We start from the raw sequence: 25,880 nt of genomic DNA on the forward strand, positions 1-25,880 counted from the left end.
CATCCCCGCGCTGCTACCCCGCCGCCCGCGCGAGCTGCGACAGCCGCTTCACCAGCGGCTCGAAGCGCTCGGCCGGCGTGTTGCCGTAGCCGAGTACCAGGCCGTTGTCGTCCGCCGACGCCTGCATCGCGAAGCTCGACAACGCGGCCGGCGCCATGCCGTGGTGCAGCGCTTCGGCGGCGATGCCGGCGTCGGGGTACCGGCCCGGCAGCCGCACCGTCAGGTGCAATCCGCAGTGCCCACCGTCGATCGCATGCGGCACGCGCAGGTGGCGCGACAAGGCCTCGCGCAGCGCGGCCTGGCGCTGCCGGTACAGCCGGCGCATGCGGCCCAGGTGGCGGCCGAACGCGCCGCTCTCGATGAACCCGGCGAGCGCCAGCTGCTCATGGCGATGACCACCGCGCAGCAGCTGTTCGAGCGGCGCCCGCAGGCGCGCCGCGAGCGCCTCGGGCAGCACCAGGAAGCCGAGCCGCAACGACGGGAACATCGTCTTGCTGAAGGTGCCGACGTACAGCACCGGCGCCTGCGCCACCAGGCCCTGCATGGCGCCGATCGGCTCGCCGGCATGGCGGAACTCGCTGTCGTAGTCGTCCTCGATGATCCACGCGCCGTGGCGTTGCGCGTTGGCGATCAGCTCGAGCCGGCGCGCCGCGCTCATCACCGCGCCCGACGGATACTGGTGCGACGGCGTCGCGTAGATCAACCGCGGCGGCCGCGCGGCCCAGTCGGCGTCGCGCACGCACAGCCCTTCGGCATCGACGCGCATCGGCACGATCTGCAGGTCGGCCGCATGCATCGCGGTGCGCGCGCCGCGGTAGCCCGGGTCCTCGACCCACGCGGTGTCGCCGGGGTTCGCCAGCAGCCGCGCGCACAGCGCCAGCGCCTCCATGGCGCCTTCGGTGACGACCACTTGCGCCGCCGTGCAGCGCACGCCGCGCGCGACGCTCAGGTGGCGGGCGATCGCGTGGCGCAGCGCCGGCTCGCCGAACGGGTCGCCATAGCCCAGCACCGACGGCCCGGTGCCGCGCATCACGCGGTCCAGCGCACGCCGCCACTCGGCCAGCGGGAACTGGGCCAGCGCGGGCACGCCGGGGCGCAGCGCGACGTCGCCATCGGGGCGGACCGGTTCGACGCGGATCGCCGACAGCCGCCGCGCCACCGGGGGCGCCGCACTGCGCTGCGTGGCGACACGCTGCGTGGCGCCGTGGGGCGTGCGGATCGGCGCCAGGCGGGTCAGCGCCGCGACGCGGGTGCCCTGCCGGTCGGGCAGCAGGTAGCCCTCGGCCGCGAGCAGGTCGTACACGGTGGTCACCGTGTTGCGCGAGATGGCCAGCGCCTCGGCGAGTGCGCGCGAGCCCGGCAGCCGGCTGCCCGGCGCCAGGTGGGCGCCGAGGATCGCCTGCTTCAGGCGGTCGTGGAGCTGGCGTTGCAGCGAGGCAGGGCCGCGTTCGCGCGACAGCGGCGCATCGAGCAGGGACTGCGGCACGGAGCTGGTCATCGTGGCACCATCGAATTGAGAATCCGTGGCGCTTTTCAAGGTGCCACACCGCAGGTAATGTAGGGCACCCTGGATTGCAGGGACACCTGAAAACCCCGGCAAGGACAACAACGATGACCTGGCTCACCCCCCTTAGCCTGCAAGGCTCGCACGCTTCGCTGGAGCCGCTGTCGCCCGACCACGAGCAGGACCTGATCGCCGCGGTGCGCGACGGCGAACTGTGGAACCTCTGGTACACCGCGGTCCCGGCGCCGCAGGCGATGCGGGCCGAGATCGAACGCCGCCTCGACCTGCAGCGCAAGGGCAGCATGGTGCCGTTCACGACGCGCGATGCCGCCGGCCGCGTCGTCGGCATGACGACCTTCATGAACATCGACGCGGCGAACCAGCGCGCCGAGATCGGCTCCACCTGGACCGCCGCGAGCGTGCAGCGCAGCGGCTTCAACACCGAGTGCAAGCTGCTGCTGCTGTCGCACGCCTTCGAGCACGACGCGATCGCGGTCGAGTTCCGCACCAACTTCTTCAACCAGCAGAGCCGCCGCGCGATCGAGCGGCTGGGCGCCAAGCTCGACGGCATCCTGCGCAGCCACCAGCGCATGCCCAACGGGCTGCTGCGCGACACCTGCGTCTACAGCATCACGCGGGCGGAGTGGCCGGCGGTGCAGGCGCACCTGCAGTGGCAGATGGACAAGCCGCGTTGACGAGTGGCGCGGGTGACAAGGCGGTGCGTGTTCAAACCTTGATGAACAGCGCCTCCACGACCGCGGTCATCGTGCTGCCGGTCGTACAGTCTGCGAACGCTTCGCCCAATTCAATGGCCATGTCGGTGGGCCAGCTCGGGCCAGACCTGTTCCACAACTGGTGCACGGCCTTGCCTGCGGCCACGTGCAGTTTTCGGTTCCGCTCCAACGCGCGATCAATCGCGTCACTTTGATCTCCGGAGATGCCCACGGCCCCGCGATCGACTTCAAGATGTTTCAGATTCCGGTTCTTGGTGATCGCGTTGACGAGGGAGCGACGAACATCTCCCGTGACGTTGAAGGCTTTGAGAGCCAGGGAAGTCAAGCGGCTCTCGCTGTGCTCCAACAGGGAAGTCAACGCATCGCACTCGGGTTGCGTGAAGCGGAGTGCCTCCAGCGACACCGATCGCAGCCGGCAGTTGTTGATCCAGCCTCTGTGAGCGGGCTCCTGGCTGGAGCCGGACAGCGAAGTGAACGGGCGACACAACATTTCCAGGTGGTCAAGAGAAGCGTTCTTTTCCAACGCCTGGTTCAGGCAGTCGGCTTGAGCACGGCTCAACTCGTTTTCGTCTCCGAACGTGAGGCGTTTGAGGGTTGTGTTGTTCTCCAGGGCCTCGCAGAAGGCGGCAAACACTGTCTCCAGCGGTCGTTCCACCAAACCCATTCGCAGGTCGAGCAAGGCAGCGTTTTCCAGGACGGTTGTCATCGCCGACCAGCCCTTGTCCCCCCACTCGTTGTCGCCCAGATGCAGTTCTTCCAGGATTCGGTTGTTCGAGGCCGCCGTGCCGATCGCCTCGATGCCGGTTTCCTCCAGCCCGCACGACTCCAGTGCGAGGGTTTTGAGTGTCGAGTTCTGCTGAAGCATCAGTGCGATGGCCGATGCGGATTGCGGGCAGGTGTTGTCGCACAAGTGCAACGCGAGCACGCTTTTGTTGTCTGCCATTGCGGTGCAAACCTTCTGAACGTCTGCGTCCGGGAGCATGCAGTCGATCAACTTCAGTGATGTCAAGCGGACTGTCTTTTTCAGCATGTCGGCCAGCGCATCCGCCATTGCAGGTTCCAGTTGCTGACCCGACAGATCGACGGCAACCGGGTGCGACCCGGCGACGGCCAACCATCGGAACAGCCCGATCAACGCCGTGCGATCCAGAACAGGCGACTCGGGCACATGCAGGTCGATGGCCGGCGCCGACGCCATGCGTGCCTCGACGACCCTTGGGCCTGATGGCGATGCGTTGCTCAGCTGATGACGGCTGAGCCAGTCCAGCCCCGCATGATCGTCCGTGCGCAGGCAGTTCAGCGTGGTCTCGTGCCATGCCTCTTGAGTGCAGGGCGTCGAAGGCATCAAGTGAGCGCAGCTCTTCGGCGGCGCACCGGGGAGGGAGATGCTGAGCGGAGCGGATGCGCGACAGGACTGGGGCGAGGATTTTCCGACTGACATGCCATGGCTCGATGAGGAAGGTGGCCTTGAGTGCCCGAGGCGATGCGCGCAGTTCCAACCGTCCGCAAGTGAGTTGCATCCGGTCCATGCGAGCTGGTAGTCCCGGCCGCACCGACAATCCCCGCATGCCCTTGCCCTCCGACCCGCCCGCCGCCGTCCCGCTGCGCCCCCGACTGACCTTGCAGACCCTGACCCGCGGCGACGGCCTGCTCGGCATGCGCGCGATGAACGGCTTCGGCCCGCGCGGCCCGAAGCTGAGCGTCGCGCGCATCGAGTGGACCTACGAAGCCGCGCCCGGCCTGCACTGGGAAACGCCCGCGCCGACCAGCGTGCTCGGCAAGCGCCCTGCGCCGACCGAGCTGCTGCGCGGCGCGTGGAACGAGCGCGTGGTGCTCGAACGTGACCTGGCCGCCGAGGCCGATGCGATGGACCTGCTGTGGTCCACCGGCCTGCGGCCCTTGCCGATGCAGGCGCTGCAATGGCGCAGCGCCGAGGCCGGCGAGGGCCATCCGCAGCTGTGGACGCTGCCCGAAGAAGTGCAGTTCGGCGACTTCTGGCTCGACCAGGTGCCGCGCCTGCAGGGCCTCGGCTGGTCGGTGGTGGTGGCGCCGGGCTTCGCGCACATGAGCGCGCCGGTGGAGCGCTGGCGCCTGCTGATCGACCCGGTCACCGGGGCCGAGCAGGGGCGCGAGCTGGTCGACGCGCCGTCGCGCCACCAGCAGCCGCTCGCGTCGCTCGGCCAGCCGAAGCGCGAGGGCTCGTTCATGGTGAGCCTGGGGATCGAGGTCGACGGCGAGCCGGTCGACCTGGCACCGCTGCTGGTCGACCTGTTCAAGCGCCAGCCGCAATGGCTGGATGCGCAGCACGTGGCCGACATCCCCGACGACAAGATCGTGATGCTGCGCCGGGGCAAGGGCGGGCGCGGCATCGAGACGCCGGCCGGCCCGTTGAAGGCCATCGTCAGCGCGATGCTGGACCTGCTGACCGATCCGAAGCGGCAGGAAGGCCCGATGAAGCTGTCCAGCTGGGAGGCCCAGCGCATCGAGGCGCTGCGGCTGAGCCTGATGGACACGCAGGCCGCGCGCGCCGGCGAGCACGGCCGCTGGCAGCTGCAGGGCGATGCCGGCCTGACCGAGCTGACGCAGCGCCTGCGCGCGGCCGGCACGCCACCACCGGTGGAGTCGCCCGCCGGCCTCGGGCTCGAACTGCGCGCCTACCAGCGGCACGGCGTGGCCTGGCTGCAGTACCTGCGCGAGCAGCACCTCGCCGGCATCCTGGCCGACGACATGGGCCTCGGCAAGACGGCCCAGGTGCTGGCCCACCTGCTGGTCGAGCAGCAGGCCGGGCGGCTCGACCTGCCGGCGCTGGTGGTGCTGCCGACCACGCTGATCGCGAACTGGCAGGCCGAGGCCGCGCGCATCGCGCCGGCGCTGCGCGTGCTGACGCTGCACGGCACCGACCGCGCGAAGCGCTTCGGCGATGCGGCCGGCCACGACCTGGTGCTGACGACCTACCCGCTGCTGTGGCGCGACATCGGCACGCTCGCGCAACAGCCGTGGCACCTGGTGGTGCTCGACGAAGCGCAGATGGTGAAGAACGCCGCCAGCCGCGCGGCCACCGCGCTGCGCCGGCTGCAGTCGCGCCACCGGCTGTGCGTGACCGGAACGCCGCTGGAAAACCACCTCGGCGAGCTGTGGGCGCATTTCGATTTCCTGATGCCTGGCTTCCTCGGTGACACGCGCTCGTTCCAGAGAATCTGGCGCAAGCCGATCGAGACGCAGGGCGAGACCTTGCGCGCGCAACTGCTCGCGCAGCGCGTGCGGCCGTTCATCCTGCGCCGCCGCAAGGACGAGGTCGCGACCGAGCTGCAGCCGTTGACCGAGATCGTCCACCGCGTGCAGCTCGAAGGCCAGCAGCGTGCGCTGTACGAGAGCGTGCGCGTGGCCGCCGACGAGCTGGTGCGGCGGCTGCTGAAGCGCACCGGCTTCGGCGGCGCGCAGATCAGCATCCTCGATGCGCTGTTGAAGCTGCGGCAGGTGTGCTGCGACCCGTACCTGCTGAAGGGCACCGCGATGGCGCCGACGATGGAGCGCGCGAAGCTGGAGTGGCTGCGCGCGACGCTGCCCGAGCTGCTGGAGGAGGGGCGGCGCATCCTGGTGTTCTCGCAGTTCACCGAGATGCTCGGGCTGGTGGCCGACGAGCTGACCGCGCTGAACCTGCCGCACCTGGTGCTGACCGGCGAGACGCCGCCGGCCGAGCGCGGTGATGTGGTGCGGCGTTTCCAGCAGCGCGAGCTGCCGCTGATGCTGCTGAGCCTGAAGGCCGGCGGCGTCGGGCTGAACCTGACGGCGGCCGACACCGTGATCCACCTCGACCCGTGGTGGAACCCGGCGGTCGAGCAGCAGGCGACCGCGCGCGCGCACCGCATCGGCCAGGACCAGCCGGTGTTCGTCTACAAGCTGGTGGTGGAGGGCAGCATCGAGGAGCGCATGCTGGCGCTGCAGCAGCGCAAGGAGGCGCTGGCCGAAGGCGTGCTGGGCGTCGACGGCGAGGCGAGTGTGAAGTTCAGCGAGGCGGATTTGAAGGCGTTGCTGGCACCGCTGGCGTGACCGAGCGACAGTTGCGCCAGCAGGGCGGTCGTTTCGCGAGTTTCGAGGGATTCGAGTACGATCGGGGCGTGAATTCCAAGTCCTCCGCCAACGCCCGCAGGTCCGCATCGCAGCGTTCGGCGTTGCCACCTCTGGGAGAGACGCAACTGGTGCTGCGCGTGTCCGTGCCGACCGACCGCCTGATCTCGATCATCGGACGGCACGTCCGTTTGACCCCCGCCACTCGGAGGGCGCTTCAGCGCGATCTGTCGGACGCGCTGCAAGGCGCAGGAGCCGAACTCTCTGCGAGCTCAAGCACCACCGACGAAAGCGCCACGCGGCCGGACGACGTGCTGACCACCGAACAGGCCGCCAAGTTGCTGGGGGTGTCGCGTCCGTTCGTGGTTCGATTGATCGACGGCGGCGCCATTGCCTTGCATCAACGCGTCGGCAATCAGCGCCGGGTGCTCAGGAGCGAGGTCCTGGCGTGGCAATCCGCTGAACGCTTGCGCCAGGCCAAGGCATTGAAGCGACTCGCCGGTGATCTCGACGACGAGATATTCGGCGCGCCGTGAATCCCGTGGTGGCCGACGCAGACACGTTGTTCGCCGCAACGACGCGGGGGTTGTTCGTCTACCTGGACTACCAGGGTCTGCTCAGCTTGCATTGGTCTTCGCTGATCCTCGGGGAGATGAGCAGGGCCTTGGTCGACACCGGCAGGAAGAAGAACCTGGCCGACGCACGCGTTCTGGAGGACCGTCTCAACGAGGCGCTCCCGGCTGCAATGATCGACACACACGATGTCCAACGCCTGTTCGCCTTCGTGCAGACCGGCGTTCGCTCGACCAAAGACGTGCACGTCGCCGCGTGTGCCCGCTACCTGCTGCATGCAAAGGCGTACCCCGGTGTACGGCACGTTGCGCTCGTCACGCGCAATGTCCGCGACTTCAAGGTTCGGACTCTGCAAGCGATGGGTATCGAGGTGCGACGGCCGGATGACTTTCTCTCGCACCTGCTCTCGAGGTCCGAGCCCGACTTCATCTCGGCGTTTCGGCACTTCCGGCAGGACCTGACGTCACAGCCTGATCCACAGGCCATGCTCCACGCCTTGCATCGTGATGGCCTCGAGCAGACAGTGAACTTGCTGTCGGTGGCGATGTCGTCGGGAGCGAGGCTGTGAGCGGCGCTCCGGCACCTGCCAGATCGGCCAGCGCCGCAGCAAGCGCGGCAAACCTGAACCTGTAGCCCGCCGCCAGTGCCGCACGCGGCACCGCGTTCTGCCCGTCGAGCAGCAGTGTCGCCATCTCGCCCGCCAGCGCGCGCATCGGCGCCGCCGGCATGTGCAGCCGCACGCGGCGGCCGAACGAGGCCGCCATTGCATCGGCGAACGCGGCTTGCGGCAGTGTTTCGGGCGCGACGCCATTCAACGCACCGTCGACGTCATCGCGGTCCATCGCGAAGCGGACCAGCCCGACCGCGTCGTCCAGGTGGATCCACGGCGCAGCCTGCCGCCCGCTGCCAAGCACGGCGCCCAGCCCGAAGCGCGCGGCCAGTGCCAGCATCGGGTACGCACCATCGCCGCGACCGAGCACCACGCCGAAACGCATCCGCACGACACGCACGCCGAGCGCTTCGGCACGCCGCGCCTCGTGCTCGATCGCGGTACACAGGTCGGACTGGAATTCGCCGGGGCGGGGCGCTGCGGCCTCGTCGAGCGGCTCGAACGTGCCCTCGGGCGATGCCCCATAGAACCCCACCGCCGATGCGCTGACCATCACGCGCGGCGCCTGCTGCAGCCTTCGCATCAACCCGAGCAGCCCGGCCGTCACATCGACCCGGCTCGCCAGCAGCTCGCGGCGCCGCGCCGCCGTCCACGGCATGCCGAGCACGCGCGCGCCGGCCAGGTGCACGACCGCATCGATGCGCGTCTCCGACGGAATCGCCTCCAGGCTGTCGACCACCCACACGCCCGGGCCGAAGCTCGCGCGTGCCTGCCGCAGGTCGCGCGACAACGCGATCACGCGGCCGCCGTCGCGCCGCAGCGAGGCCACCAGCGCGCTGCCGACGAAGCCGGTCGCGCCGGTGACGAGCACCGCCGGCTCGATCCGGTGCGAGGGCTGCGGCGTCACCGCGGGCACCGGCTGCACGCGGCCGAGCCGCCGCGCCGCCAGCGCATTGCGCACGCTCCACGCCAGCACGCCGATGCCGTACAGCGTGAAAAGCCACGACACCCACGCATGCTCGCCCTGCGGCGTCACCACCAGCGCGCTCGGCTGCCGTGACCAGCCCCACAGCACCGGCGCGATCAGCGCGATGAAGGCGCCGTAGCTGATCGTCAGCAGCGTGTGCAGCAGCCGCTCGAACGGCGGCAGCGCCCGCGTGCGGTCTTCTTCGAGGAAATCCGCCAGCGTGATCACCACCTCGACGGCCAGCAGCCCGGCCATCGCCGCGGCGAACGCACCGCGCCATTCGAACCAGCCCAGCCCGATGAAGACGATGCCGTAGATCGCCTCGCGAGCCGAATGCAACGCGAGCTCGTGGCGCGCCGACGCGCGCTGCGGCAGCCGCGCCTGCAGCTCGTGGTGCCACAGGTTGTCGAACGCGCCCATCACGGCCTGGACGGACAGCAGCAGAAAGATCGTGGTCATGGCAGGTCCTCTCAAACGTCGGTGCAGGGATCGGCGAACACGCCGGACTGGTGGAAGGTCTCGCCCCACAGCGGATGCACCATCGACAGCGTGAAGCGGAAGAAGCCATGGCCCAGGTCGGTGTGCACGACGCGGCAGGTGCCCGGTGTCAGCAGCGTCGGCACCGGCACGCGCAGCCGGCCCCACACCAGCGAGAAGCCGCGGCTCTGGAAGACCAGCGAGCCGCGTTCCTCGAAGACGTCGAGCGCCATGCTCAGGCCGCCGTCGGTGCGCTCGATCAGGCGGCCATCGCGGTCGAGCTGCTTCGTCGAGCGCACGGTGCGCACAGGGTCCGCACCGAGCATCGCGCTGCGGTGGAAGCCGCGCTCCCACACGACACCGCCGCGGCCGTCGTCGCTGACGCGCACCGTGGTCGTCACGCCGCTCGCCCGGATGCGCGTCAGCGGCCCGCCGAACAACCGTGTCGCCAGCGCATACAAGCCACCGATGCGCGAGCAGCCGAGTTCCATGTGGCCGATGTAAGTGGTGTCGGCGTGGGCACAGCCGAAGCGGCGTTGCACCGCGGCCGGCAGCCGGCTCCAGCCGGCGGGGCCGACCAGCGCGGCCAGGTCGAGCGGCGCGGCGCGCGACGGGCTGCTCGGTGCAGCGGCGCGGCGAAGGCGGGTGGCAAGCAGGGCGGTGAGGGCAGTCATGGTGTTGTTCGAAGGTGGCTGACACACCTCTATCGCGAGAACCGGACCACCCTGCGTGACTCACGCAAGCCATTGATTTGATTGGACTTTGTGTTTCAACCTGCATACTTCGTATACAGTGCGCGAACCCCTGGTCGTCAACCTGGTTGACAGGTCTCCCCGCATGCTGATCCACGCCACCCTGGCCTTTGCCCTGTTCGAAACCCTGGCGCTGGCCGGCGTGCTGCTGTGGTGGGCCGACCGGGTCGCGGGGGCGCGGCTGCTGGCCGCCTTCCTGACCGGCATCGCGATCTGGATCACCGGCAACGAGCTGCCGAACTGGTTCGGTCCCGGCGTCGAGCGCCTGACGATGGCGCTGCTCGCGACCGCGCCGCTCACCTCGTCGTTCTTCTTCCACTTCTGCGTGGTGTTCTGCCGCGTCGAGATCGGCCGCGCCGGCGTCGCGGCGGCCTACGCGCTGGGAGCGATCTCGACGATCGCGGCCGAGATCCTGGTGCCCGGCCACCTGGTCGCGCACCGCGACATCGGCTGGATCGCGATCGCCGACCTCAGCGGCTGGATCGCCAGCATGGCCTGGGTGATCCTCGGCATCGGCGGCGTCTCGGTGCTGCTGCACACGCTGATGCGGGCGCGTCGCCCCGGGTTCAACCAGTATTTCAACCAGATCGCGGCCGTCACCGCCTCGTGCCTGTGGGGCATGCTGTGCCTCACCGGCTACGGCATCGCGGTGCTCGACTGGCCGGTCTACCCGTTCCCGCTGCTCGGGCTGCCGTTCTATCCGCTGATCCTCGTGTACGGCATCCTGCGCTACGGCGTGTTCGTCGCGAACGCCTGGGCGCGCCGCGCGCTGGTGTGGGCGCTGCTGCTGGCGCTGGGCGCGGCGATCGTCGCGCTGACGCCGCTGCTGCCGATCGAGTCGCGCTGGATCGGCGGGCTCGCGGTCGCGGCCAGCTGCCTCGCGCTGAACGGGCCGGTGCGCCGCTTTGCCGAGCGGCTGGTGTACCCCGGCGGCGAGGTGTCGGTGGACGACCTGGGCGCCTGGCGGCGTGCACTGCAGGCCCCCGAGACGCCGCAGGCGCTGGCCGAGCGCGCGGCGTCGCTGCTGAGCCAGCGGATCGGCACGCGGGTGGAGGTGCACGTGGGCGAGTTGCCGGCCGCGCCGGCACAGGCGCCGTCGCTGGTGTGCATCGCGGGCAGCGAAGGCTGGACCACCACGCTGCACGGCTGGGAGGCCGCGCCGCCGGGCCCGCGCCAGGTGGCCGAGCTGTTCGGCAGCGTCGTCGCCGATGCGGCGGCCCGCGTCGAGCAGGCGCGCCAGATCGCCGAGCGCGAGCGCGAGCGGCAATTGCAGGCGCGGCTCGCCGAGCTGGGTTCGCTGGCGGCCACCGTCGCGCACGACATCCGCAACCCGCTGAACATCATCTCGATGGCGGTGGCCCTGGCGCCCGCCGAAACCCGGCGCGAGGTGGCCGACCAGGTCGCGCGCATCTCGCACCTGACGCGCGACCTGCTCGACTATGCGAAGCCCTGGAAGCTGAGCACCGCGCCGATCGACCTGGCAGCGCATGTGCGCACCGCGGCGCGCCGCCTGCCGGCATTGAGTCTCGGCCCGGGACTCGACGGCGAGCTGATCGTCGAGGCCGATGCGCGGCGCGTCGACCAGGCGCTGACCAACCTGGTCGAGAACGCCCGCACCGCGGCGGCCGATGCGCAGCAGGATGGCGCCGGTGTCCACATCGATGCCGAGGCGATCGACGGCGCGCTGCTGCTGCACATCTGCGACAACGGCCCCGGCGTGCCGGCCGAGGTGCGCGAGCGGCTGTTCGAACCGTTCGCGTCGCGCAGCCCCGGCGGCACCGGGCTCGGTCTCGCGATCGTCGCGCGCGTGATGAGTGCGCACGGCGGCAGCGTCGCGCTGACCGAGCGCGCGCCGTGGCGCACCTGCTTCACGCTGAGCTTTCCCAGGACGACGACATGAGCCAGATCCCCGAGACCCCCGAGGCCCTGACCGACACCGGCCGCGTGCTGCTGGTCGACGACGAAGCCGCGTTCCAGCGCCTGGGTGGCGGCTTCCTGCGCGGGCTCGGCCACGAGGTGACGCTCGCCGGCGACGGCGAGCAGGCGCTTGAGGCCTTTGCGCGGCAGCGGCCCGAGCTGGTGCTGCTCGACCTGGCGATGCCGCCGCACATGGACCCCGAGATCGGCCTGGAGCTGATCCCGCGCTTCGCGCGCGTGCCGGTCGTCGTGCTGACCGGCCACGGCGAGCATGAGCTGGCGCTGCGGGCGACCGAGCTGGGCGCGTGGGACTTCCTCACCAAGCCGATCGACCCCGACATGCTGCGCTTCGTCGTCGCACGGGCGTTGCGCAAGGCGCGTCTCGACGCCGAGATCGCCACGCTGCGCACCGCGCAGGCCGCCGACGACCTCGGCATCGTCGGCCAGGCGCCGGCCACCGCGCAGCTGCGGGCGATGGTGCGTCGCGTCGCGCAGACCGGCGTCAGCGTGCTGGTGCTCGGCCCCACCGGCACCGGCAAGGAGCTGGTGGCGCGCGCGCTGCATGCCTGCAGCACGCGGCGCGACGGGCCGTTCGTCGCCATCCACTGCGGCGCGTTGTCGGCCGAACTGCTGGAGAGCGAGCTGTTCGGCCACATGAAGGGCAGCTTCACCGGGGCGTACCGCGACCAGCCCGGCCTGGTCGAGGCGGCGCACGGCGGCACGCTGTTCCTCGACGAGGTCGGCGAGATGCCGCCGCCGATGCAGGTGAAGCTGCTGCGCTTCCTGCAGGAGGGCAGCTTCGTGCCGGTCGGCGGGCGGGTGCAGAAGAAGGCCGAGGCGCGCGTGGTGGCCGCGACCCACCGCGACCTCGAAGCGATGGTGCGCGACGGCTCGTTCCGCGAAGACCTGTTCTACCGCCTGAAGGGCGTGGTGCTGCGCACGCCGTCGCTGGCCGAGCGGCCGGCCGACGTGCCGGTGCTCGCGACGCGCTTCCTGCACCGCGTGGCGCCGAAGGCCGGGTTGTCGGCAGGTGCGTTGGCGTGGCTCACCGCGCGCGAATGGCCGGGCAACGTGCGCGAGCTGAAGGCGGTGGTGGAGTCGGCCGGCGCGCTGCTGCTGCCCGACCAGCGCGAGGTCGATGCCGACCTGCTGCGGCTGGCGAGCGGCGACCCGGCCGAGGTGGCCGGGGCACAGCACACGCCACCGGGCAGCGACGCCGCCGGCCCGCTCGATGCGGCGCTGACCGAACTGGAGCTGCGCCTGGTGCGCGACGCGATGACGGCGGTCGGCGGCAACCAGTCGGAAGCGGCGCGGCGGCTCGGCATCTCGCGCGTGGGCTTGATCAAGAAGCTGACGCGACTCGGCTTGCGCTGAGCCCGGCGCCGAGTGCCGTCGCGGCGGCCCACGCGACGAAGAAGGCCAGCGCGGCATGCGTGGCAGTGCGGCCCTCGGTCAAGGTGTCGAGCACGGGTTGCATCAGGCGGACACAGGCGAGGACCACCAGCGTGCCGATGACGCCCCTCGTCCAGGCGGCCAGCCATCGCTTCGGACTGCCGAGCGACCGATGGCCGATCCACGCGCCGATCAGGAAGAAGGCAGGGCAGACGCCGAAGAAGAACCCGCTGGCGCGAATGGCGAAGTCGTCCTCGCCTGCGGGGGCAGGGAAGTGTGGTGCGAGCCGTGTGGCATCGGACAGCATGACGGCCAGCAGGCAGAGTGCGAGACCTGCCAGTCCGGAGGCGAAAAGGACCATCACCCGCTTCATGAAATCGCCCAGAACAAGGTTCGCGATGCCCTTCGGAAATGAGGCGGGCGACTCTAGATCCTGAAATCGTTCGCGCGGCGAAGTCCGCGCATGAGAACGACACCACCCTGGGTGCACGGCCTTGGTGCGTCTCCTTCTTGGGGGAAATCGTTGCCACTGTCATCTGCAGGTGATGCAATCAACGGCCGCTTGGCACTCAACCCACAGGAAGGACAACACGATGAGCTCCCACACCCGAGGCGACAACACCATCACCACGAAGGACGGCGTCCGGATCTTCTACAAGGACTGGGGCACCGGCCAGCCGATCGTCTTCTCGCACGGCTGGCCGCTGAGTTCCGACGACTGGGACACGCAGATGCTGTACTTCCTCTCGAAGGGCTACCGCGTGATCGCGCACGACCGCCGGGGCCACGGCCGCTCGACCCAGACCTGGGAGGGCAACGACATGGACCACTATGCCGACGACCTGGCCGCGCTGACCGACGCGCTGGACCTGCGCGACGCGATCCACGTCGGCCACTCCACCGGCGGTGGCGAGGTGGCGCGCTACCTGGGCCGCCACGGCAGCAAGCGCGTGGCCAAGGCCGTGCTGATCGGCGCGGTGCCGCCGGTGATGCTGAAGAGCGCGAGCAACCCGCAAGGCCTGCCGATGGAGGTGTTCGACGGCATCCGCGCCGGCGTGGCCGGCAACCGGGCCGAGTTCTACCGCGACATCACGCTGCCGTTCTACGGCTACAACCGGCCGGATGCGAAGGTCTCCGAAGGCATCCGCCAGCACTGGTGGCTGCAGGGCATGGCGGGCGGCATCAAGGCCCACCACGACTGCGTGAAGGCCTTCTCCGAAACCGACTTCACCGACGACCTGAAGAAGATCGACGTGCCGACACTCGTGATGCACGGCGACGACGACCAGATCGTGCCGATCGCCGATTCGGCGCTGCTCGCGATCAAGCTGCTGAAGAAGGGCACGCTGAAGGTCTACCCGGGGCTGCCGCACGGCATGTGCACGACGCATGCCGACGTGATCAACCCCGACTTGTTGGCGTTCTTCAAGGACTGAGATCCAGGCGGCGCGATTGCCGCCTCTGCGAGGCGGTAACCCGCGTCACGGCTTTGCAGCGGGCGCGATCTTGTACGGATGGGCCCGCTCGATGGCTCGCCAATCCATCGGCTCGGCCTCCTTGGCGGTGGTGGTCGAGGGGGTCGTGCGACGCAATTCAGCTTCGAGCGCCAGATCGAACGGCGACTTGGTTGGCTTTTTCTGCAACTCGCTCGCCAGCCCGACCCTGGATTTGTACAGCGTCAGCGGGTCCTTGGTGATCGGGGTCAGCTTGATGCTCGCATCGGCGCCGAGGCTGCGCGTTGCGGCGCTGTTGAGCAGGATGCTGCGCGTGCCGGTGGAATAGTCGGCCGCAGGCTTGTTCCATGGGGTCGCTTCGCCCGCGCTCGGCGAGCGGGGCGACAGCTCTGCGTCTCGCATGATCCGCGAGAAGCGCTCCAATCCCGGCTCCCTTGCTGCGGCGAGTTGCTTCAAGGCCGGGGCGGCCTGGTCGAACGGTCGCAGAGCAGCAAAGGGATTTCCCGCCCAGGAGGGCGCCGGGCCGATGACGGCGCGGGCCACCTGCGGGCTCGATTTCAACAGTTCGGCCAATGCGATGTCCAACGTCTTGTAGACGAACGCGATCGTTCCTCGGTTCGGCTGACAACCCGTCAGTGACAGCTCTTCGCTGACCGGCGCCTCGTAGCCGGGGACGCGGTCGGCACCAGGGGCGCGCACGATCAATGTGATCGGAGTGGCGTCGTCCGGATCGCAATCGAGCTTGCAGAACGCGAAGCCGGTGGTACTTGAATTGGAAGGACAGGCTTTCTCGATCGGCGTATCGGACATCGCGATCGAGAACTTGCCGACGCTGCCGAATGGCAATGGGCTCCCGTTGGAAGAAACCTGCTTCATGACCGTCAGCTGGATCGATGTCGACTTCGGCTTGGCCGCAGGCTGCGCTTGAGCCGATGCACCGATGAGCAGCGCCGTGCCAGCCAGCAGTTGGAGGTACGTCATGGTTTGTCTCCCCATCGCTTGAAGGTCATGACCAGGAGGGTTCCGGCCAGCAGGATGGCGCAGTACGCGCCGAATCGTTGAAGCTTGTCGAGGCGGGCCATCACGTTGAACGGATTCGGCCCCTCGACGCGGCAAGTCGATGCCTTGGTGGCGTCTGCGATCGAGAACACGACGAGGCGCCCGGCCGCTGACCGACCTTTCGCCGGCTCGGAAAGCTCCGCGGTGAAGCGGTAGTCGAAATTCGCAGACGGGTAGGGCAAGCGAATGGTCATCGTCTCGGTGGGCTTCAGGATTGTCTGCGGCGCCTCGCACAGCTTGCCGGGGCAGGTTTGCCCGGCCAACGGATGGAGGAGCAGGCTCGAGAAAGCCGTTGCGGGTTCGACGAGGATGCCGTCCCGAAACCTGAGCTTGTTGATCAACTCACCCCTTGTGCGGAACGTGAGGTCGATGGAGTCCGGCGTCTTGCCGGTCATGTAGCCGCGTACTTCGACTTGATTGACGGTTGCCGTGTCTGCGACCTCCAACACGAAGAGGCAGCCGCCGAAGACAGTCTCCACGGCTTCCTTGAGCCGTGTTTCACTCAACAGCGTCAGCGGTGCGACAAGTGCCAGCAGCAAGGCGCCGATGGCCCCTCGGCCATGGCGCCGCCAGAGCGACAGGAGCCGGCTTGGCCGCGGCGCTGCCTCAGCGGTTGGGTTGGTGCGCTGGGGCGCGGCGCGAGTTGCCCGCAGCAACGTACTTCTGCACGCATGAACAACCAGAACCGCACTGCGTTTCAATGGAAATCTCCCGCACGACAACGCGCGATTTTTGCGGAGCGGCGCCGGTGCAGCATGCTACGTATTGAGGATGCGCGCCTCCAGGCGGCCGGCTTCGGCACGATTGCGCCCGGCGCACAGGACCTTTGCGTTTGAGTTGTTGCCCGCTGTCGACCCGGCGCCAAAAATCGGGCATCGACTCCACCACTCGCATGAACCGTCTGGCAACCACCTCTTCAGGCCGCAGCAGGCTTTCGCGCAAGGCGTTGCTGTGCGCCGTGGTGCTCGTGGCCCTCCATTCATCCCGAACGAGCGCCTTCATGACACCGGACGCCTGGAATTTCCCTTCTGCCGACGAGCGGCAGCGCATCGACGCCGTGCTCGAGACCTACACCAGCAGCGTCTCGGCCGGCGACTCGCAACGCTTCGAGTCGCAATTGCTCGACTTGAAGATTCCGTTCAGCGGGGTGTGGAGCGAACTGCCTGCTTCGGCGAACCTGGTCACCATCCAGGATTACGCCGGCTTCAGGAAATCCATCTTCGAAAGCGGCAAGCAGTTCAAGCAGCGCTTCAGCAACATCCGGATCGAGCAGGTCGGCAGCGTGGCGCAGGTCTCGCTCGACTACGAGACGGCATTGAAGGATGCAGCCTTCGACGGCAAGGGCTGGAAGGTCCTTCACCTGCTGAAGGTCGATGGCCGTTGGAAGATCGCCAGCGAATTCTTCACCCGCTATCCGCGCTGATCTGCCGGGGCACGGGCATCGGGCGGAGAATGCCCTGACGATGCAGTTGTTCAATGAAATGGCCGCCTTCGCGCAGGTGGTGCGCTGCGGCGGCTTCTCTCAGGCCGCGCGCGCACTGGGCGTGGAGCCGTCGTCGATGAGCCGCAGCGTGGCGCGCCTCGAGAAATCGCTCGGTGCGCGGCTGCTGGTGCGCAACAGCCGCGCGCTGGCCTTGACCGAGATGGGCAGCCACATCCACGCGGAATGCGAGAAGCTGCTTGCCGCCGCGCGCAACGTGCAGGACCTGGCCGGCCACTACGGCAGCAGCGCCGCGGGCCTGCTGAAGCTGTCGGTGCCGGTCGCTTTCGGGCAGGTGTGGCTCGCACCCAGGTTGGCGGGCTTCATCGACGCGTTTCCGGACGTCGACCTGCAACTGGTGTTCGACGACCGCCCGATCGACCTGATCGATGAACGGGTCGACGTCGCGGTGCGCATCACGACGGCACCGCCGCCCGGCTTTGCCGCGCTGCGGCTGTGTGCCGTGCCCTACCTGTTGATTGCGTCCCCCGGCTACATCGAGGCGCACGGCGCTCCGCAGCGGCCGGAAGAACTCACGGTGCATCGCTGCCTTCACCTCGGTTTCGGCGCCTTCGGCCCGGCGTGGCCGTTCAAGCGCGGCGATGAAACCCTTGCCGTGACGGTCTCGGGTCGGTATTCGATCGGCAACAGCCTGGCGTTGGCCACGGCCGTGGCCAGCGGCGCAGGCATCGGGCTGGTTCCCGGGTTCAGTGCGGCGCAGGGCCTGGCCGACGGAACGCTGGTGCCCGTGTTGCCTGAATGGCAACTTGTCGACACCTATCAGCGTTCGGCCTACCTGATCTATGCCGCCGGGCCGCACCTGGCGCCGAAGATCCGGGCCTTGCTGGATTTCATCGGTGCCGCCCTGTAGCGCCCCGGGTCACGGGGGGTCAACCGGGCCGGCCTGGAGTACACCAGAGGCTGCTGCGCCCACCAGGAGTCTCCATGAGCACCGATTTCCGCGCCCAGATCATCGCCCCCGCTGCGGCCTATGGGCAGGGCGACACCGGGTTGTTCCCGTTCGACCTGTTCGATCGCCAGTGCCTCGCGCAGGGCGATTCGTGGTTCTCGATCGGCTCGATTCCGCCGGGCCTGACGAGCAACGTGCTGGCCGAGCTGTGGCTGTCGCACTCGGCGGTGATCGTCAACTGCGCGCGGCCGGGCAAGACGCTCGCGCACATGGCCGACACCTTGTCGGAGACGATGTTCCTGCGGCTGCTGCGCGGCCCGTCGTCGTTCCGCTGGGACGCGATCCTGCTGTCCGGCGGCGGCAACGACCTGATCGATGCCGCGTCGGTCGGCCCCGATGCGCCGCGCGATCGGCGCCTGCTGTTGCGCGCCGACGAGCGCGCGGCCCTGCCGGCCGACGCGGCGGGCTACCTCAGCGGCGACGGCTGGCACACCTTCGAGCAGCACCTGGGCGAGGTCTTCGCGCACTTCATCGACGAACGCGCGTCGGGGCAGAACTGGCACACGCCGACGCTGCTGCACAACTATGCGCCGCTGGTGCCGCGGGCGGCGGGCGCGGGGTTGATCAGCGGGCCGTGGCTGCAGCCGGCGTTCGCGGCCTTCGGCATCCCGCTCGACGACTGGGGCAGCGTGTCGGCCGAACTGATGCGGCGGCTCGACCGGCTGCTGCGCCAGCTGGTGGACGCGCACCGGGCGGCGGATCCGGCCGACACGCTGGTCGTCGTCGACACGCAAGCGGCCGGGCTGGTGCCCGCGGACCCGACGGCCGACGGCGTCTCGGGCGACTGGCAGAACGAGATCCACCCGACGCGCGAGGGTTACAAGAAGTTGGCGGTGGCGTGGCGGGCGGCGTTGGACCCGTTGCTATGACTGCTGCGGCTCGGCGCGATCTACGCGGCATGCGAAGCAGCCGCGCTTCGCGAAATGCAGGTGGATGTAGGCGACCGCGGGATGGCCGAAGAGGCGTCGGATTTCGTCGGCGATCTCGGTGCCGTCGCGCACGCTGGCCTCGATGATCATGTCGGCGCGGTCGTAGGCGCGCACCGACAGCAGCCGCGTGCTCAGGTAGGGCGGCACCTGGTCGGCCGGTAGCACGCGCTGCAACGCGCCCCGCCGCACGAAGATCGGCCCCGACGCGCGATAGGGCGAGGCGGCAGGCTGGTGCTCGAACGGCAGCAGGAGCAACTCGTCGCCTTGCGTGGCGTCTTCGAGGCTGATGCGGCACGGGTAGCCGGTGCTTTCAGCGGCGATGCAGCGCTGCGCGCCGTGGTGCGCGAGTGCGTCGTCGGACAGCTCGAACAGCGCGGCGAAGGGGGCGGCGGGCAGGGCTGCCAATTGGAAGTGGTGCATGAGGGTGTCCGGTGGTGGAAAGACCCGCCATCGTCGCCGCCTGCCGGCGTGGGGGCTCGCCGGTTTCGGCCGTGGAATTCGGTGTGCCCTGCAGCAGGAATGCAGATTGCCCAGCCCCCGAAACCGACCTGCAGAACGAGGAGGGCGCAGTGGCCGAGTCCCGCATCGCGATCTACGGTGCGATCGCCGCCAACGTGGCGATCGCGATCACCAAGTTCACCGTGGCCGGCATCACCGGCAGCTCGGCGATGCTGTCCGAGGGCATCCACTCGGGTGTCGATACCTTCAACGGCGTGCTGCTGCTCGTCGGCTTGCGCCTGAGCCGCCGGCCGGCCACCGAGGAGCATCCGTTCGGCCATGGCAAGGAGCTGTACTTCTGGAGCCTGATCGTCGCGGTGCTGATCTTCGGGTTGGGCGGCGGCATCTCGTTCTACGAGGGCGTGCAGCACGTGCGCGATCCGGTCCCGCTGAAGGACGCCGGCTGGAACTACGTGGTGCTGGCGCTGGCCTTCGTCTTCGAAGGCACGAGCTTCCTGGTGGCGCTGCAGCAGTTCCTGAAGGCGGCGGGCAAGACGCCGTTCTGGGAAGCCTTGCACCGCAGCAAGGACCCGACCACCTACACCGTGCTCGCCGAAGATTCGGCCGCGCTGATCGGCCTGCTGATCGCGGCGGCCGGCATCGCGCTGAGCCACCGGCTGGACATGCCGGTGCTCGACGGCGTGGCGTCGATGCTGATCGGCGTGCTGCTGGCCGGCGTGGCGGTGCTGTTGATCGCGGAATCGCGAGGCCTGCTGATCGGCGAGGGCATCCGCCCGGAGACGGCGCGGGCGATCTGCAAGCTGGCGCTGGCGCACCCCGGTGTCAGCGGCGTCGGGCGGATCCTGTCGATGTACATCGGGCCCGACGACGTGCTGGTGACGATGGACCTGGATTTCGCGCCGGGGGTCAGCGCGGCCGATGCAGCGGCGGCCGCCGCGGCGCTGCAAGGGCAGGTGCGGGCGGCCTACCCGACGATCAAGCGCTTGTTCATCGAGGCGGCGGCGGTGACTTAGGCGGCGATCGACCGGGCATCATCGCGACAGGTTCTCGGGGGTCATCCCGAGTCGACCGACGATCCGGGCCTGCAGCTCCGGACCGACGCGGCGAAATCCCATGAGCCTTGCAGCGGTTCGAACCAGGTCGGTGTGATCGCCTCCGCCGTTGTCGTTGCGCGCCATCTGCAAGGCCGCATCGATCTCGATGGGCGAGATGACGTCCGGCTTCACGGTCGCACCGCTTTCCGCGCCGCGGTCGCGAACGGGTGGCGCTTCGGCCTGGGCTTGCGTGAACCAGAAGATGCCGTCGGAGCGCAGTTCGGCATACCGCGTCAGGGCGCTCTCCAACGCCGCGCGCGTGGCCTCGAGGATGCGAGCGCCCGATCGCTCTTTGCCAAAGCTCGTCGCAATGCGCCGTGCGATTTCCTCGACATGGATCGGCCCTTCGGCTGTCACGATCCGCTGCGCGAGGTCGGCCAGCACCGAGGGACGGACCTCGTGGGGCTCCTGGCGGCCCTCCACCGGGAACACGGCGCGCTGGTAGGCCGGCATCTGGCGCTCGACGACGTCGGGAATCCGGATCGGCTCCGCCGCCGCCGCACGATCCTCCGTCGGCTTCGGCCCGTTCCGGTTGGCGCCTTGAATGCGAACTCCCCCTTCGGCTGCATCGCGTGCCGCGGCCAGCGCGGCGCGCAGCCGCTCGATCTCCGCCTGCCGGTCATGGAACCAGTCCGTGCTCCAGATCCGATGGAAGCGCCAGCCGAGTTGCTCCAGCACGTCCTGGCGCAGCCGATCCCGCTCGCGCGCCCACAAGGCGCCGTGGTAGGTGGCGCCGTCGCATTCCACGGCGAGCAGGTAGGTCGATGGCTTGTCGGCATGGCGCACGCCGATGTCGATGCGAAAGCCCGGCGAGCCCACGTGGGGATCGGCGAGAAAGCCGCAACTGCGGATGACATCTGCCACGTCCGCCTCGAACGGCGAGTCCGCAGCCAGGCCGGTCGGAACGCCCACTTCGGCATGGCCATTCTTCGCGAACTCGAGAAAGCGCTTGAGGATGCGAGGGCCCTCGCCAGCCGCCCGGCTCACGTCGATGTCGCCCGGATCGAATGACGCGAAGATCTCGCATCGGATGCGAGCCCGGGTGAACAGCACATTCAGGCGGCGCTCGCCCCCCTCGCCGTTCACCGGGCCGAAGGACATGCTGGACAGCCTGCCCCCGGCGATGGCCGGACCGTATCCCACGCTGATCAGGATCACATCGCGCTCGTCGCCTTGGACGTTCTCGATGTTCTTGATGAAAACGTCCTCGTGCTGGCCTTCCCGCAGGAAGGCGTCGAGCGTCGAATCGCTGCGCCTGGCCAGCTCGAGCAGCTCGGTGATCAGGTTCCGTTGGGCGAAGGAAAAGGTGACGATGCCCAGCGACAGGCCTGGATGAGCGCGGGCGTGCTCGGCCACCCTGGCCACGATCGCTTCGCCTTCCTTGCGGTTGTGGCGCTTTCCTCCCTTGTCGTAGACGCCCGCCACGCGGGTGAAGCAGAGGCCGTAGGCGGCATCCTCCTGCAATGGCGAGGGCGGCAGCACGAGCCCGTTGTCGTAGAACTCGCGATTCGAGACCTCGATCAACGAGGGGTCCCGGGAGCGGTAGTGCCAGCGCAGCATGCGCGAGCCGAGGCCGCGCGCTTCGCACAAGCTCAGGATGCTTTCCATCGTGGCGAGCCTGGCGGCCCCACCGAGCAGGTCGGGCCCGAGATCCTCGTCGTCGCCCTCGTGCTCGTCTTCCTCGTCGGCGAGCACGCGATCGAAGAAGGAAGACGGAGGAAGTTGCTTCTTGTCGCCGACCACGATGATCTGCCCCGCGCGCGCGATCGCGCCGAGGGCATCCTCCGGGCGCACTTGCGACGCTTCGTCAATGACGAGCAGGTCGAACGAGAGCACGCCGGGCGGAAGGAACTGCGCCACCGAGATGGGGCTCATCAGCAGCACCGGCTTGATCCGCTGCACGGCGGTGCCTGCCCGTTCGAACAGGCGCCGGATCGCCAGGTGGCCGCGCTTCTTGCCGATCTCGCCCCGGATGATCTTCATCTCGCCCTGTGCACCCTGCGGTACCTGCGCGAGGTGTCCGGCGAGGATGGCGGCCACGTTCTCGCCGAGGCGCTTGCGTTCGAGCGAGGCGAACGTCGCCACGAGATCATGGCGCCTTGTCCTGGCGATGTTCTTCAGCGCCGGCGAGCCGTCGAGCGCGAGCTTCCACAGGTGCTCGGCACGCGCGAACTGCAGTTCCACGGCTGCCGCCTCGCCGTCCAGTTCGCCTGAGCGCATCCTGTCGGCGAGCGCCGCCATCCCGGCCGTTTCGAGCGACTGGCGCAGGCGCGCCATCTGCACCCAGGATGCATACCGGCCCACCGCTTCGGCCATCTGTCCGAAGCGTCGCGAGACGACGCCGAGGTCGGCGGTCTCGATGTCGTTCGCGCCCAGCGCCGCCGGGTCCAGGTCCAGCAGGCCATTGACCGTTCCGAGCGTCGATCGGCAGACCGGTTCCGCCTGGCGCAGGGCTTCGCGCATCGCTGTGGCGGCATCTGCGCGCTCCGCGAGCGCCAGCATCCGTTCCGGCGCTGCGGCAACGGGCGATTCGCGAAGCCTCTCGCACCACCGGGCAACCGCCAGGAGCCGCGCGAACTGCGTCTGCTCCGCGCGCCAGGCGTCGCCAAGGACGCGGCTGCAATGCTCGCGATCCCCCTCCCACAACGCCTTCGCGGACTTGACAGCGCCCAGGCTGTCGACGAGCGCGACCCTGTCGGCGGCCAGTTTCGGCATCGGTCCTCGCAGCAGGCCACCGAGTTCGCGTGAGGCCCGCCGGTAGGCGCCGCCCCAGCGGGCGAAGAAGGATCGAGTGCCTGCGACCAGAGGAGCCCGCAGGACGTCGAGCGGGTGCTCGAATGCCGCCTCGACGAACAGCGGCTGCGCTTCATCGCGCAAAGTTCGCCACGCCACCCCGGCCTGGAGCGCTTCGCGCAGCCGGGACAGGTCCGGCGACGTGAGCATGGCGTGCGCGATGCCCGGCGCGTCGGCAGGCAGGCCCTGCAGCCGCGCAAGCAGGTCTGCCACAGGGGCCGACGTGGCCAGCGCGATCGCTTCCGTCGCGCCCAGGGCTTCGATGGGCGTGTGCAGCGCCGCCGCCATCGCCGATGCCGCACGCTGCGCCTCGAGGAGCGTCGCGGGCAACCGCGCCAGGTCGACGGGCTGCAGGTCGAGATGGCGCGTGCCCTCGAACGGATGCTCGCCCGTCGGCCTTTCGATGACGAGACGCTCGTGGTGCTGCCTGATCGTGACGAGCAGCGCGGCTTCCTCCTCCCGCGTCATGGACGCGAGCGCCTGCCCATCAAGGCGCGGCGGTGGGGAGCCTGCCGCGACGAACCGGGACTGGCGGCCAATGACGCTGTAAGGCGTTTCTCCCGTCGCACCGATGGGCCGATGCAGCGCCTCGGCAATGTCGTTCAGGCGGTCACGCGTTTCCCGCAACGCGAGCGGATCGCCGGGAAGGTCGGGAATCGCACTCGATTGCGTCATCGTCCATGCGAGCTCCGCCAGGACGGACTTCTTGTTGGCGCTGCGGGAATGCAGTTCGAGGCAGATGTCGCGCAGGCCGACCTTCAACAGGCGGTCGTGCACGACCGAGAGCGCCGCCATCTTCTCGGCGAGAAAGAGCACGCGCTTTCCCTCCTTGGCCGCCGCGGCGATGATGTTGGTGATCGTCTGGCTCTTGCCGGTTCCGGGTGGGCCCTGCACCACGAGGTTGCGTCCCGAGCGAGCCTCCTCGATCACCTTGGTTTGCGACGCGTCGGCGTCGACAACGTGGAACAGCCGGTCCGGCGGCAGCAGGTCGTCGAGCCGATCGCCCGGCTGGAACAGCGGCACTTCGCTCTCGAAGCCTTCGTAGAGCAGCCCGCGGGTGAGCGCGTGATCGGCCAGTGCGCCGTCCGGCTACGCGTCCACGGCGAGATCGAGGTACATGAGCAGCTTGTTGAAGCTGAAGAACCCGACCTGCATTCCGTTCCGGTCGATCTTCCATCGCTCACGCTGGGCGATCACGGCGTCGACCAGCGCGAAGTAATCGCTCGGCCGCCACTCTTCACCGATCTCGAGCTCCGGCAAGCCGATTCCGAAATCGTCCATCAGGCGCTGCTTCAGCGGGAGGTTCGTCATGACGTCCTCTTCGCGCATGCGGACGTCATAGGTCGACGTGCGGGCGTTGCGGACGAGCTCGATCGGCAGCAGCACGAGGGGCGCCTCCCTCGGCACGTCCGAGGCCTCGTCCTCGAACCAGGTCAGGAAACCCATGGCGATGTAGAGAATGTTGACGCCGGACTCCTCCTCCGCCGTCTGCGCCTCGCGTGCCATCTTCAGCAGCTTCTTCTGCAGCGCCTCGGGGCCGAGGCGGGTATCGAGCTGCGCGTCGACGAAGCGCTCCTCGTCGGCACCCTCGTGGCCTGTCTCGGGAAAGGCGATCTCTGCGGTGTCCTTGTCGCCATCGCGCCCGATCGCGCGAAACTTCATCGCCTTGCCCGACGACAGGACCGAATGCACATCGTCGGAGCGTTCGTCGACGATGTTCAGCACGTTGCCGCGGGTGTTCGCCCGGTTGACGTGCACGAGGCGATTCCTCGTTCCGGTCTCGACCAGCCTTCGCCGCGTCTCGTCGAAGAGCCGGGATATCGCGCTCCGGGCCCCTTCGTCTTCGGGCCCCTGCGCTGTCGTCGATGTCGCCATGTGCTCGTCTCCCTCGCCACGGGCGCCACTGTGCGAGGCGTCCCGAAAGCACGCATTATTGGCTTTCCGCTGCGCCGGACCGCGGCTCAGCGAAGCATCGTGCCGGCTTCAGGCTTCCGCGTAGCCCGCCATGAACACCCGCACCGCCTCCCGCAGCAGCGCCTTGTTCTCCGCGGCATCGGGCATCTCCAGCATCAGCAGCCCGCGGATGTGGCCGTCGCCGAGGAACATCGCGAGGAACAGGTCCGCGGCCTGCCGCGGGTGCCGCACCTTCAGCGTGCCGGCCGCGTCGGCGCGGCGCAGGTAGGTCGCCAGGTCGCCGATCAGCCGGTCGGCCCCCTGCCGGTAGAAGGCCCGGCAGGCCTCGGGCTGTACTCCCGCGGCGCCGTACAGCGAGCGGAACTGGCCCAGCGCCTCGTCCTCGCGCGCCAGCGCCAGGAACTGCTCGCCGATGGCCAGCAGCGCCTTCTTCGGCTGCTGCGGGTCCAGCGCTTCGGCGCCCGCCAAGCCGCCGACCACGCGCTCGGTGCGGTCGCGCACCTCCGCTTCGAAGAGCCCCTCCTTCGACCCGAAGTGGCTGTAGACGGTCATCTTCGAGACACCGGCCTCGGCGGCGATCGCGTCCACGCTGGCGCGCTCCAGGCCGTGTGCATGGAAGTGGCGGCGCGCCGCGTCCAGGATGCGCCGGTAGCGCTCCGGGTCGCGCGGCCTGCCGCGCGGCTTCGGTGCGGCATTGGGGTCGGTTTCGTTCTTGGACATCTTAGTTAATGTAC

22 protein-coding genes are annotated in these 25,880 nt (G+C 69.1%); 11 read left to right on the plus strand and 11 right to left on the minus strand.

Annotated features, from left to right (window positions below; genetic code table 11):
* Positions 1-13: 13 nt before the first annotated feature.
* Positions 14-1,498 carry a PLP-dependent aminotransferase family protein gene (locus tag ASC98_RS17445; protein WP_056811223.1) on the minus strand — a complete coding sequence of 495 codons (1,485 nt, stop codon included), beginning with the start codon at positions 1,496-1,498 and terminating at the stop codon, positions 14-16.
* 113 nt (positions 1,499-1,611) lie between these two features.
* Here ASC98_RS17445 and ASC98_RS17450 point away from each other — a divergent pair, with 113 nt between their 5' ends.
* Positions 1,612-2,199: a GNAT family N-acetyltransferase gene (locus tag ASC98_RS17450; protein ID WP_056811221.1), complete on the plus strand. Its 588-nt coding sequence runs from the start codon at positions 1,612-1,614 to the stop codon at positions 2,197-2,199.
* Positions 2,200-2,230: 31 nt separating this feature from the next.
* Here the strand turns inward: ASC98_RS17450 and ASC98_RS17455 are convergent, their stop codons facing one another.
* Positions 2,231-3,583, minus strand: coding sequence for a hypothetical protein (locus tag ASC98_RS17455; protein ID WP_157597716.1), 1,353 nt, complete (start codon positions 3,581-3,583; stop codon positions 2,231-2,233).
* Positions 3,584-3,804: 221 nt separating this feature from the next.
* Between ASC98_RS17455 and ASC98_RS17460 the strand changes: the two genes are divergently transcribed.
* Both ASC98_RS17460 and ASC98_RS17465 read left to right on the plus strand, forming a co-directional pair.
* Positions 3,805-6,288, plus strand: coding sequence for a DEAD/DEAH box helicase (locus ASC98_RS17460; protein ID WP_056811216.1), 2,484 nt, complete (start codon positions 3,805-3,807; stop codon positions 6,286-6,288).
* Positions 6,285-6,842 (plus strand): helix-turn-helix domain-containing protein, encoded by a 558-nt coding sequence (locus tag ASC98_RS17465; protein WP_056811213.1) that lies wholly within the window; start codon positions 6,285-6,287, stop codon positions 6,840-6,842. The genes ASC98_RS17460 and ASC98_RS17465 overlap by 4 nt, the downstream gene beginning before the upstream one ends.
* Positions 6,843-7,304: 462 nt before the next feature.
* On the opposite strand, the gene ASC98_RS17475 is transcribed toward ASC98_RS17465, so the two are convergent.
* Positions 7,305-8,915: a TIGR01777 family oxidoreductase gene (locus ASC98_RS17475; protein ID WP_157597717.1), complete on the minus strand. Its 1,611-nt coding sequence runs from the start codon at positions 8,913-8,915 to the stop codon at positions 7,305-7,307.
* A gap of 11 nt (positions 8,916-8,926) precedes the next feature.
* The gene (locus ASC98_RS17480; protein ID WP_157597718.1) at positions 8,927-9,607 is read right to left on the minus strand and encodes a DUF4166 domain-containing protein; all 681 of its coding nucleotides are present in this window, start codon (positions 9,605-9,607) and stop codon (positions 8,927-8,929) included.
* 163 nt (positions 9,608-9,770) lie between these two features.
* On the opposite strand from ASC98_RS17480, the gene ASC98_RS17485 reads away from it, so the two are divergent.
* Entirely contained in the window at positions 9,771-11,585 is a 1,815-nt protein-coding gene (locus tag ASC98_RS17485) for a sensor histidine kinase KdpD (protein ID WP_056811210.1), read from the plus strand.
* Positions 11,582-12,976 carry a sigma-54 dependent transcriptional regulator gene (locus ASC98_RS17490; protein WP_056811208.1) on the plus strand — a complete coding sequence of 465 codons (1,395 nt, stop codon included), beginning with the start codon at positions 11,582-11,584 and terminating at the stop codon, positions 12,974-12,976. Before ASC98_RS17485 ends, ASC98_RS17490 begins: the two co-directional genes overlap by 4 nt.
* Here the strand turns inward: ASC98_RS17490 and ASC98_RS17495 are convergent.
* A complete protein-coding gene (locus ASC98_RS17495; protein ID WP_056811205.1) occupies positions 12,945-13,367 on the minus strand; it encodes a hypothetical protein in 423 nt (140 codons plus the stop codon). The genes ASC98_RS17490 and ASC98_RS17495 overlap by 32 nt on opposite strands.
* Before the next feature lie 220 nt (positions 13,368-13,587).
* Here ASC98_RS17495 and ASC98_RS17500 point away from each other — a divergent pair, with 220 nt between their 5' ends.
* A complete protein-coding gene (locus ASC98_RS17500) occupies positions 13,588-14,430 on the plus strand; it encodes an alpha/beta fold hydrolase (RefSeq protein WP_056811201.1) in 843 nt (280 codons plus the stop codon).
* A gap of 45 nt (positions 14,431-14,475) precedes the next feature.
* Here ASC98_RS17500 and ASC98_RS17505 read toward each other — a convergent pair whose 3' ends face one another.
* Together ASC98_RS17505 and ASC98_RS17510 are read right to left on the minus strand one after the other, a co-directional pair.
* The gene (locus tag ASC98_RS17505; protein WP_056811195.1) at positions 14,476-15,429 is read right to left on the minus strand and encodes a hypothetical protein; all 954 of its coding nucleotides are present in this window, start codon (positions 15,427-15,429) and stop codon (positions 14,476-14,478) included.
* Entirely contained in the window at positions 15,426-16,046 is a 621-nt protein-coding gene (locus ASC98_RS17510) for a hypothetical protein (protein ID WP_056811193.1), read from the minus strand. Before ASC98_RS17510 ends, ASC98_RS17505 begins: the two co-directional genes overlap by 4 nt.
* Before the next feature lie 132 nt (positions 16,047-16,178).
* Here ASC98_RS17510 and ASC98_RS30550 point away from each other — a divergent pair, with 132 nt between their 5' ends.
* The 4 genes from ASC98_RS30550 to ASC98_RS17525 all read left to right on the plus strand — a co-directional run bounded on the left by ASC98_RS30550 (position 16,179) and on the right by ASC98_RS17525 (position 18,826).
* Complete coding sequence (locus ASC98_RS30550) at positions 16,179-16,343, plus strand: hypothetical protein (protein WP_157597719.1); 165 nt, start codon at positions 16,179-16,181, stop codon at positions 16,341-16,343.
* Entirely contained in the window at positions 16,340-16,930 is a 591-nt protein-coding gene (locus tag ASC98_RS17515; protein WP_157597720.1) for a nuclear transport factor 2 family protein, read from the plus strand. The genes ASC98_RS30550 and ASC98_RS17515 overlap by 4 nt, the downstream gene beginning before the upstream one ends.
* A 40-nt stretch (positions 16,931-16,970) precedes the next feature.
* Positions 16,971-17,858, plus strand: coding sequence for a LysR family transcriptional regulator (locus ASC98_RS17520; protein ID WP_082541648.1), 888 nt, complete (start codon positions 16,971-16,973; stop codon positions 17,856-17,858).
* Positions 17,859-17,932: 74 nt separating this feature from the next.
* On the plus strand, positions 17,933-18,826 hold the full coding sequence (locus ASC98_RS17525; RefSeq protein WP_056811183.1) for an SGNH/GDSL hydrolase family protein: 894 nt from the start codon (positions 17,933-17,935) through the stop codon (positions 18,824-18,826).
* Here the strand turns inward: ASC98_RS17525 and ASC98_RS17530 are convergent.
* Positions 18,821-19,306: a DUF1203 domain-containing protein gene (locus ASC98_RS17530; protein ID WP_056811180.1), complete on the minus strand. Its 486-nt coding sequence runs from the start codon at positions 19,304-19,306 to the stop codon at positions 18,821-18,823. The genes ASC98_RS17525 and ASC98_RS17530 overlap by 6 nt on opposite strands.
* 149 nt (positions 19,307-19,455) lie before the next feature.
* On the opposite strand from ASC98_RS17530, the gene ASC98_RS17535 reads away from it, so the two are divergent.
* Positions 19,456-20,358 carry a cation diffusion facilitator family transporter gene (locus ASC98_RS17535; protein WP_056811176.1) on the plus strand — a complete coding sequence of 301 codons (903 nt, stop codon included), beginning with the start codon at positions 19,456-19,458 and terminating at the stop codon, positions 20,356-20,358.
* Between the two features lie 18 nt (positions 20,359-20,376).
* Here ASC98_RS17535 and ASC98_RS17540 read toward each other — a convergent pair whose 3' ends face one another.
* From ASC98_RS17540 to ASC98_RS17545, 3 genes are all read right to left on the minus strand, one after another.
* Positions 20,377-24,255, minus strand: coding sequence for a DUF3320 domain-containing protein (locus tag ASC98_RS17540; RefSeq protein ID WP_200952962.1), 3,879 nt, complete (start codon positions 24,253-24,255; stop codon positions 20,377-20,379).
* A gap of 66 nt (positions 24,256-24,321) precedes the next feature.
* Complete coding sequence (locus tag ASC98_RS31335) at positions 24,322-25,107, minus strand: DUF4011 domain-containing protein (protein ID WP_200952963.1); 786 nt, start codon at positions 25,105-25,107, stop codon at positions 24,322-24,324.
* Positions 25,108-25,215: 108 nt separating this feature from the next.
* Positions 25,216-25,866 carry a TetR/AcrR family transcriptional regulator gene (locus ASC98_RS17545; RefSeq protein ID WP_056811174.1) on the minus strand — a complete coding sequence of 217 codons (651 nt, stop codon included), beginning with the start codon at positions 25,864-25,866 and terminating at the stop codon, positions 25,216-25,218.
* Between the last annotated feature and the right edge of the window lie 14 nt (positions 25,867-25,880).

Source organism: Rhizobacter sp. Root1238, from assembly GCF_001425825.1.
Lineage (GTDB): Bacteria > Pseudomonadota > Gammaproteobacteria > Burkholderiales > Burkholderiaceae_C > Rhizobacter.

Excerpts from the sequence above, each read along its gene's own strand:
- ASC98_RS17445 (WP_056811223.1), bottom strand. The coding sequence starts at position 1,498 with ATGACCAGCTCCGTGCCGCAGTCCCTGCTCGATGCGCCGCTGTCGCGC.
- ASC98_RS17450 (WP_056811221.1), top strand. The coding sequence starts at position 1,612 with ATGACCTGGCTCACCCCCCTTAGCCTGCAAGGCTCGCACGCTTCGCTG.
- ASC98_RS17455 (WP_157597716.1), bottom strand. The coding sequence starts at position 3,583 with ATGCCTTCGACGCCCTGCACTCAAGAGGCATGGCACGAGACCACGCTG.
- ASC98_RS17460 (WP_056811216.1), top strand. The coding sequence starts at position 3,805 with ATGCCCTTGCCCTCCGACCCGCCCGCCGCCGTCCCGCTGCGCCCCCGA.
- ASC98_RS17475 (WP_157597717.1), bottom strand. The coding sequence starts at position 8,915 with ATGACCACGATCTTTCTGCTGCTGTCCGTCCAGGCCGTGATGGGCGCG.
- ASC98_RS17480 (WP_157597718.1), bottom strand. The coding sequence starts at position 9,607 with ATGACTGCCCTCACCGCCCTGCTTGCCACCCGCCTTCGCCGCGCCGCT.
- ASC98_RS17485 (WP_056811210.1), top strand. The coding sequence starts at position 9,771 with ATGCTGATCCACGCCACCCTGGCCTTTGCCCTGTTCGAAACCCTGGCG.
- ASC98_RS17490 (WP_056811208.1), top strand. The coding sequence starts at position 11,582 with ATGAGCCAGATCCCCGAGACCCCCGAGGCCCTGACCGACACCGGCCGC.
- ASC98_RS17495 (WP_056811205.1), bottom strand. The coding sequence starts at position 13,367 with ATGAAGCGGGTGATGGTCCTTTTCGCCTCCGGACTGGCAGGTCTCGCA.
- ASC98_RS17500 (WP_056811201.1), top strand. The coding sequence starts at position 13,588 with ATGAGCTCCCACACCCGAGGCGACAACACCATCACCACGAAGGACGGC.
- ASC98_RS17505 (WP_056811195.1), bottom strand. The coding sequence starts at position 15,429 with ATGACGTACCTCCAACTGCTGGCTGGCACGGCGCTGCTCATCGGTGCA.
- ASC98_RS30550 (WP_157597719.1), top strand. The coding sequence starts at position 16,179 with ATGAACAACCAGAACCGCACTGCGTTTCAATGGAAATCTCCCGCACGA.
- ASC98_RS17520 (WP_082541648.1), top strand. The coding sequence starts at position 16,971 with ATGCAGTTGTTCAATGAAATGGCCGCCTTCGCGCAGGTGGTGCGCTGC.
- ASC98_RS17525 (WP_056811183.1), top strand. The coding sequence starts at position 17,933 with ATGAGCACCGATTTCCGCGCCCAGATCATCGCCCCCGCTGCGGCCTAT.
- ASC98_RS17530 (WP_056811180.1), bottom strand. The coding sequence starts at position 19,306 with ATGCACCACTTCCAATTGGCAGCCCTGCCCGCCGCCCCCTTCGCCGCG.
- ASC98_RS31335 (WP_200952963.1), bottom strand. The coding sequence starts at position 25,107 with ATGGCGACATCGACGACAGCGCAGGGGCCCGAAGACGAAGGGGCCCGG.
- ASC98_RS17545 (WP_056811174.1), bottom strand. The coding sequence starts at position 25,866 with ATGTCCAAGAACGAAACCGACCCCAATGCCGCACCGAAGCCGCGCGGC.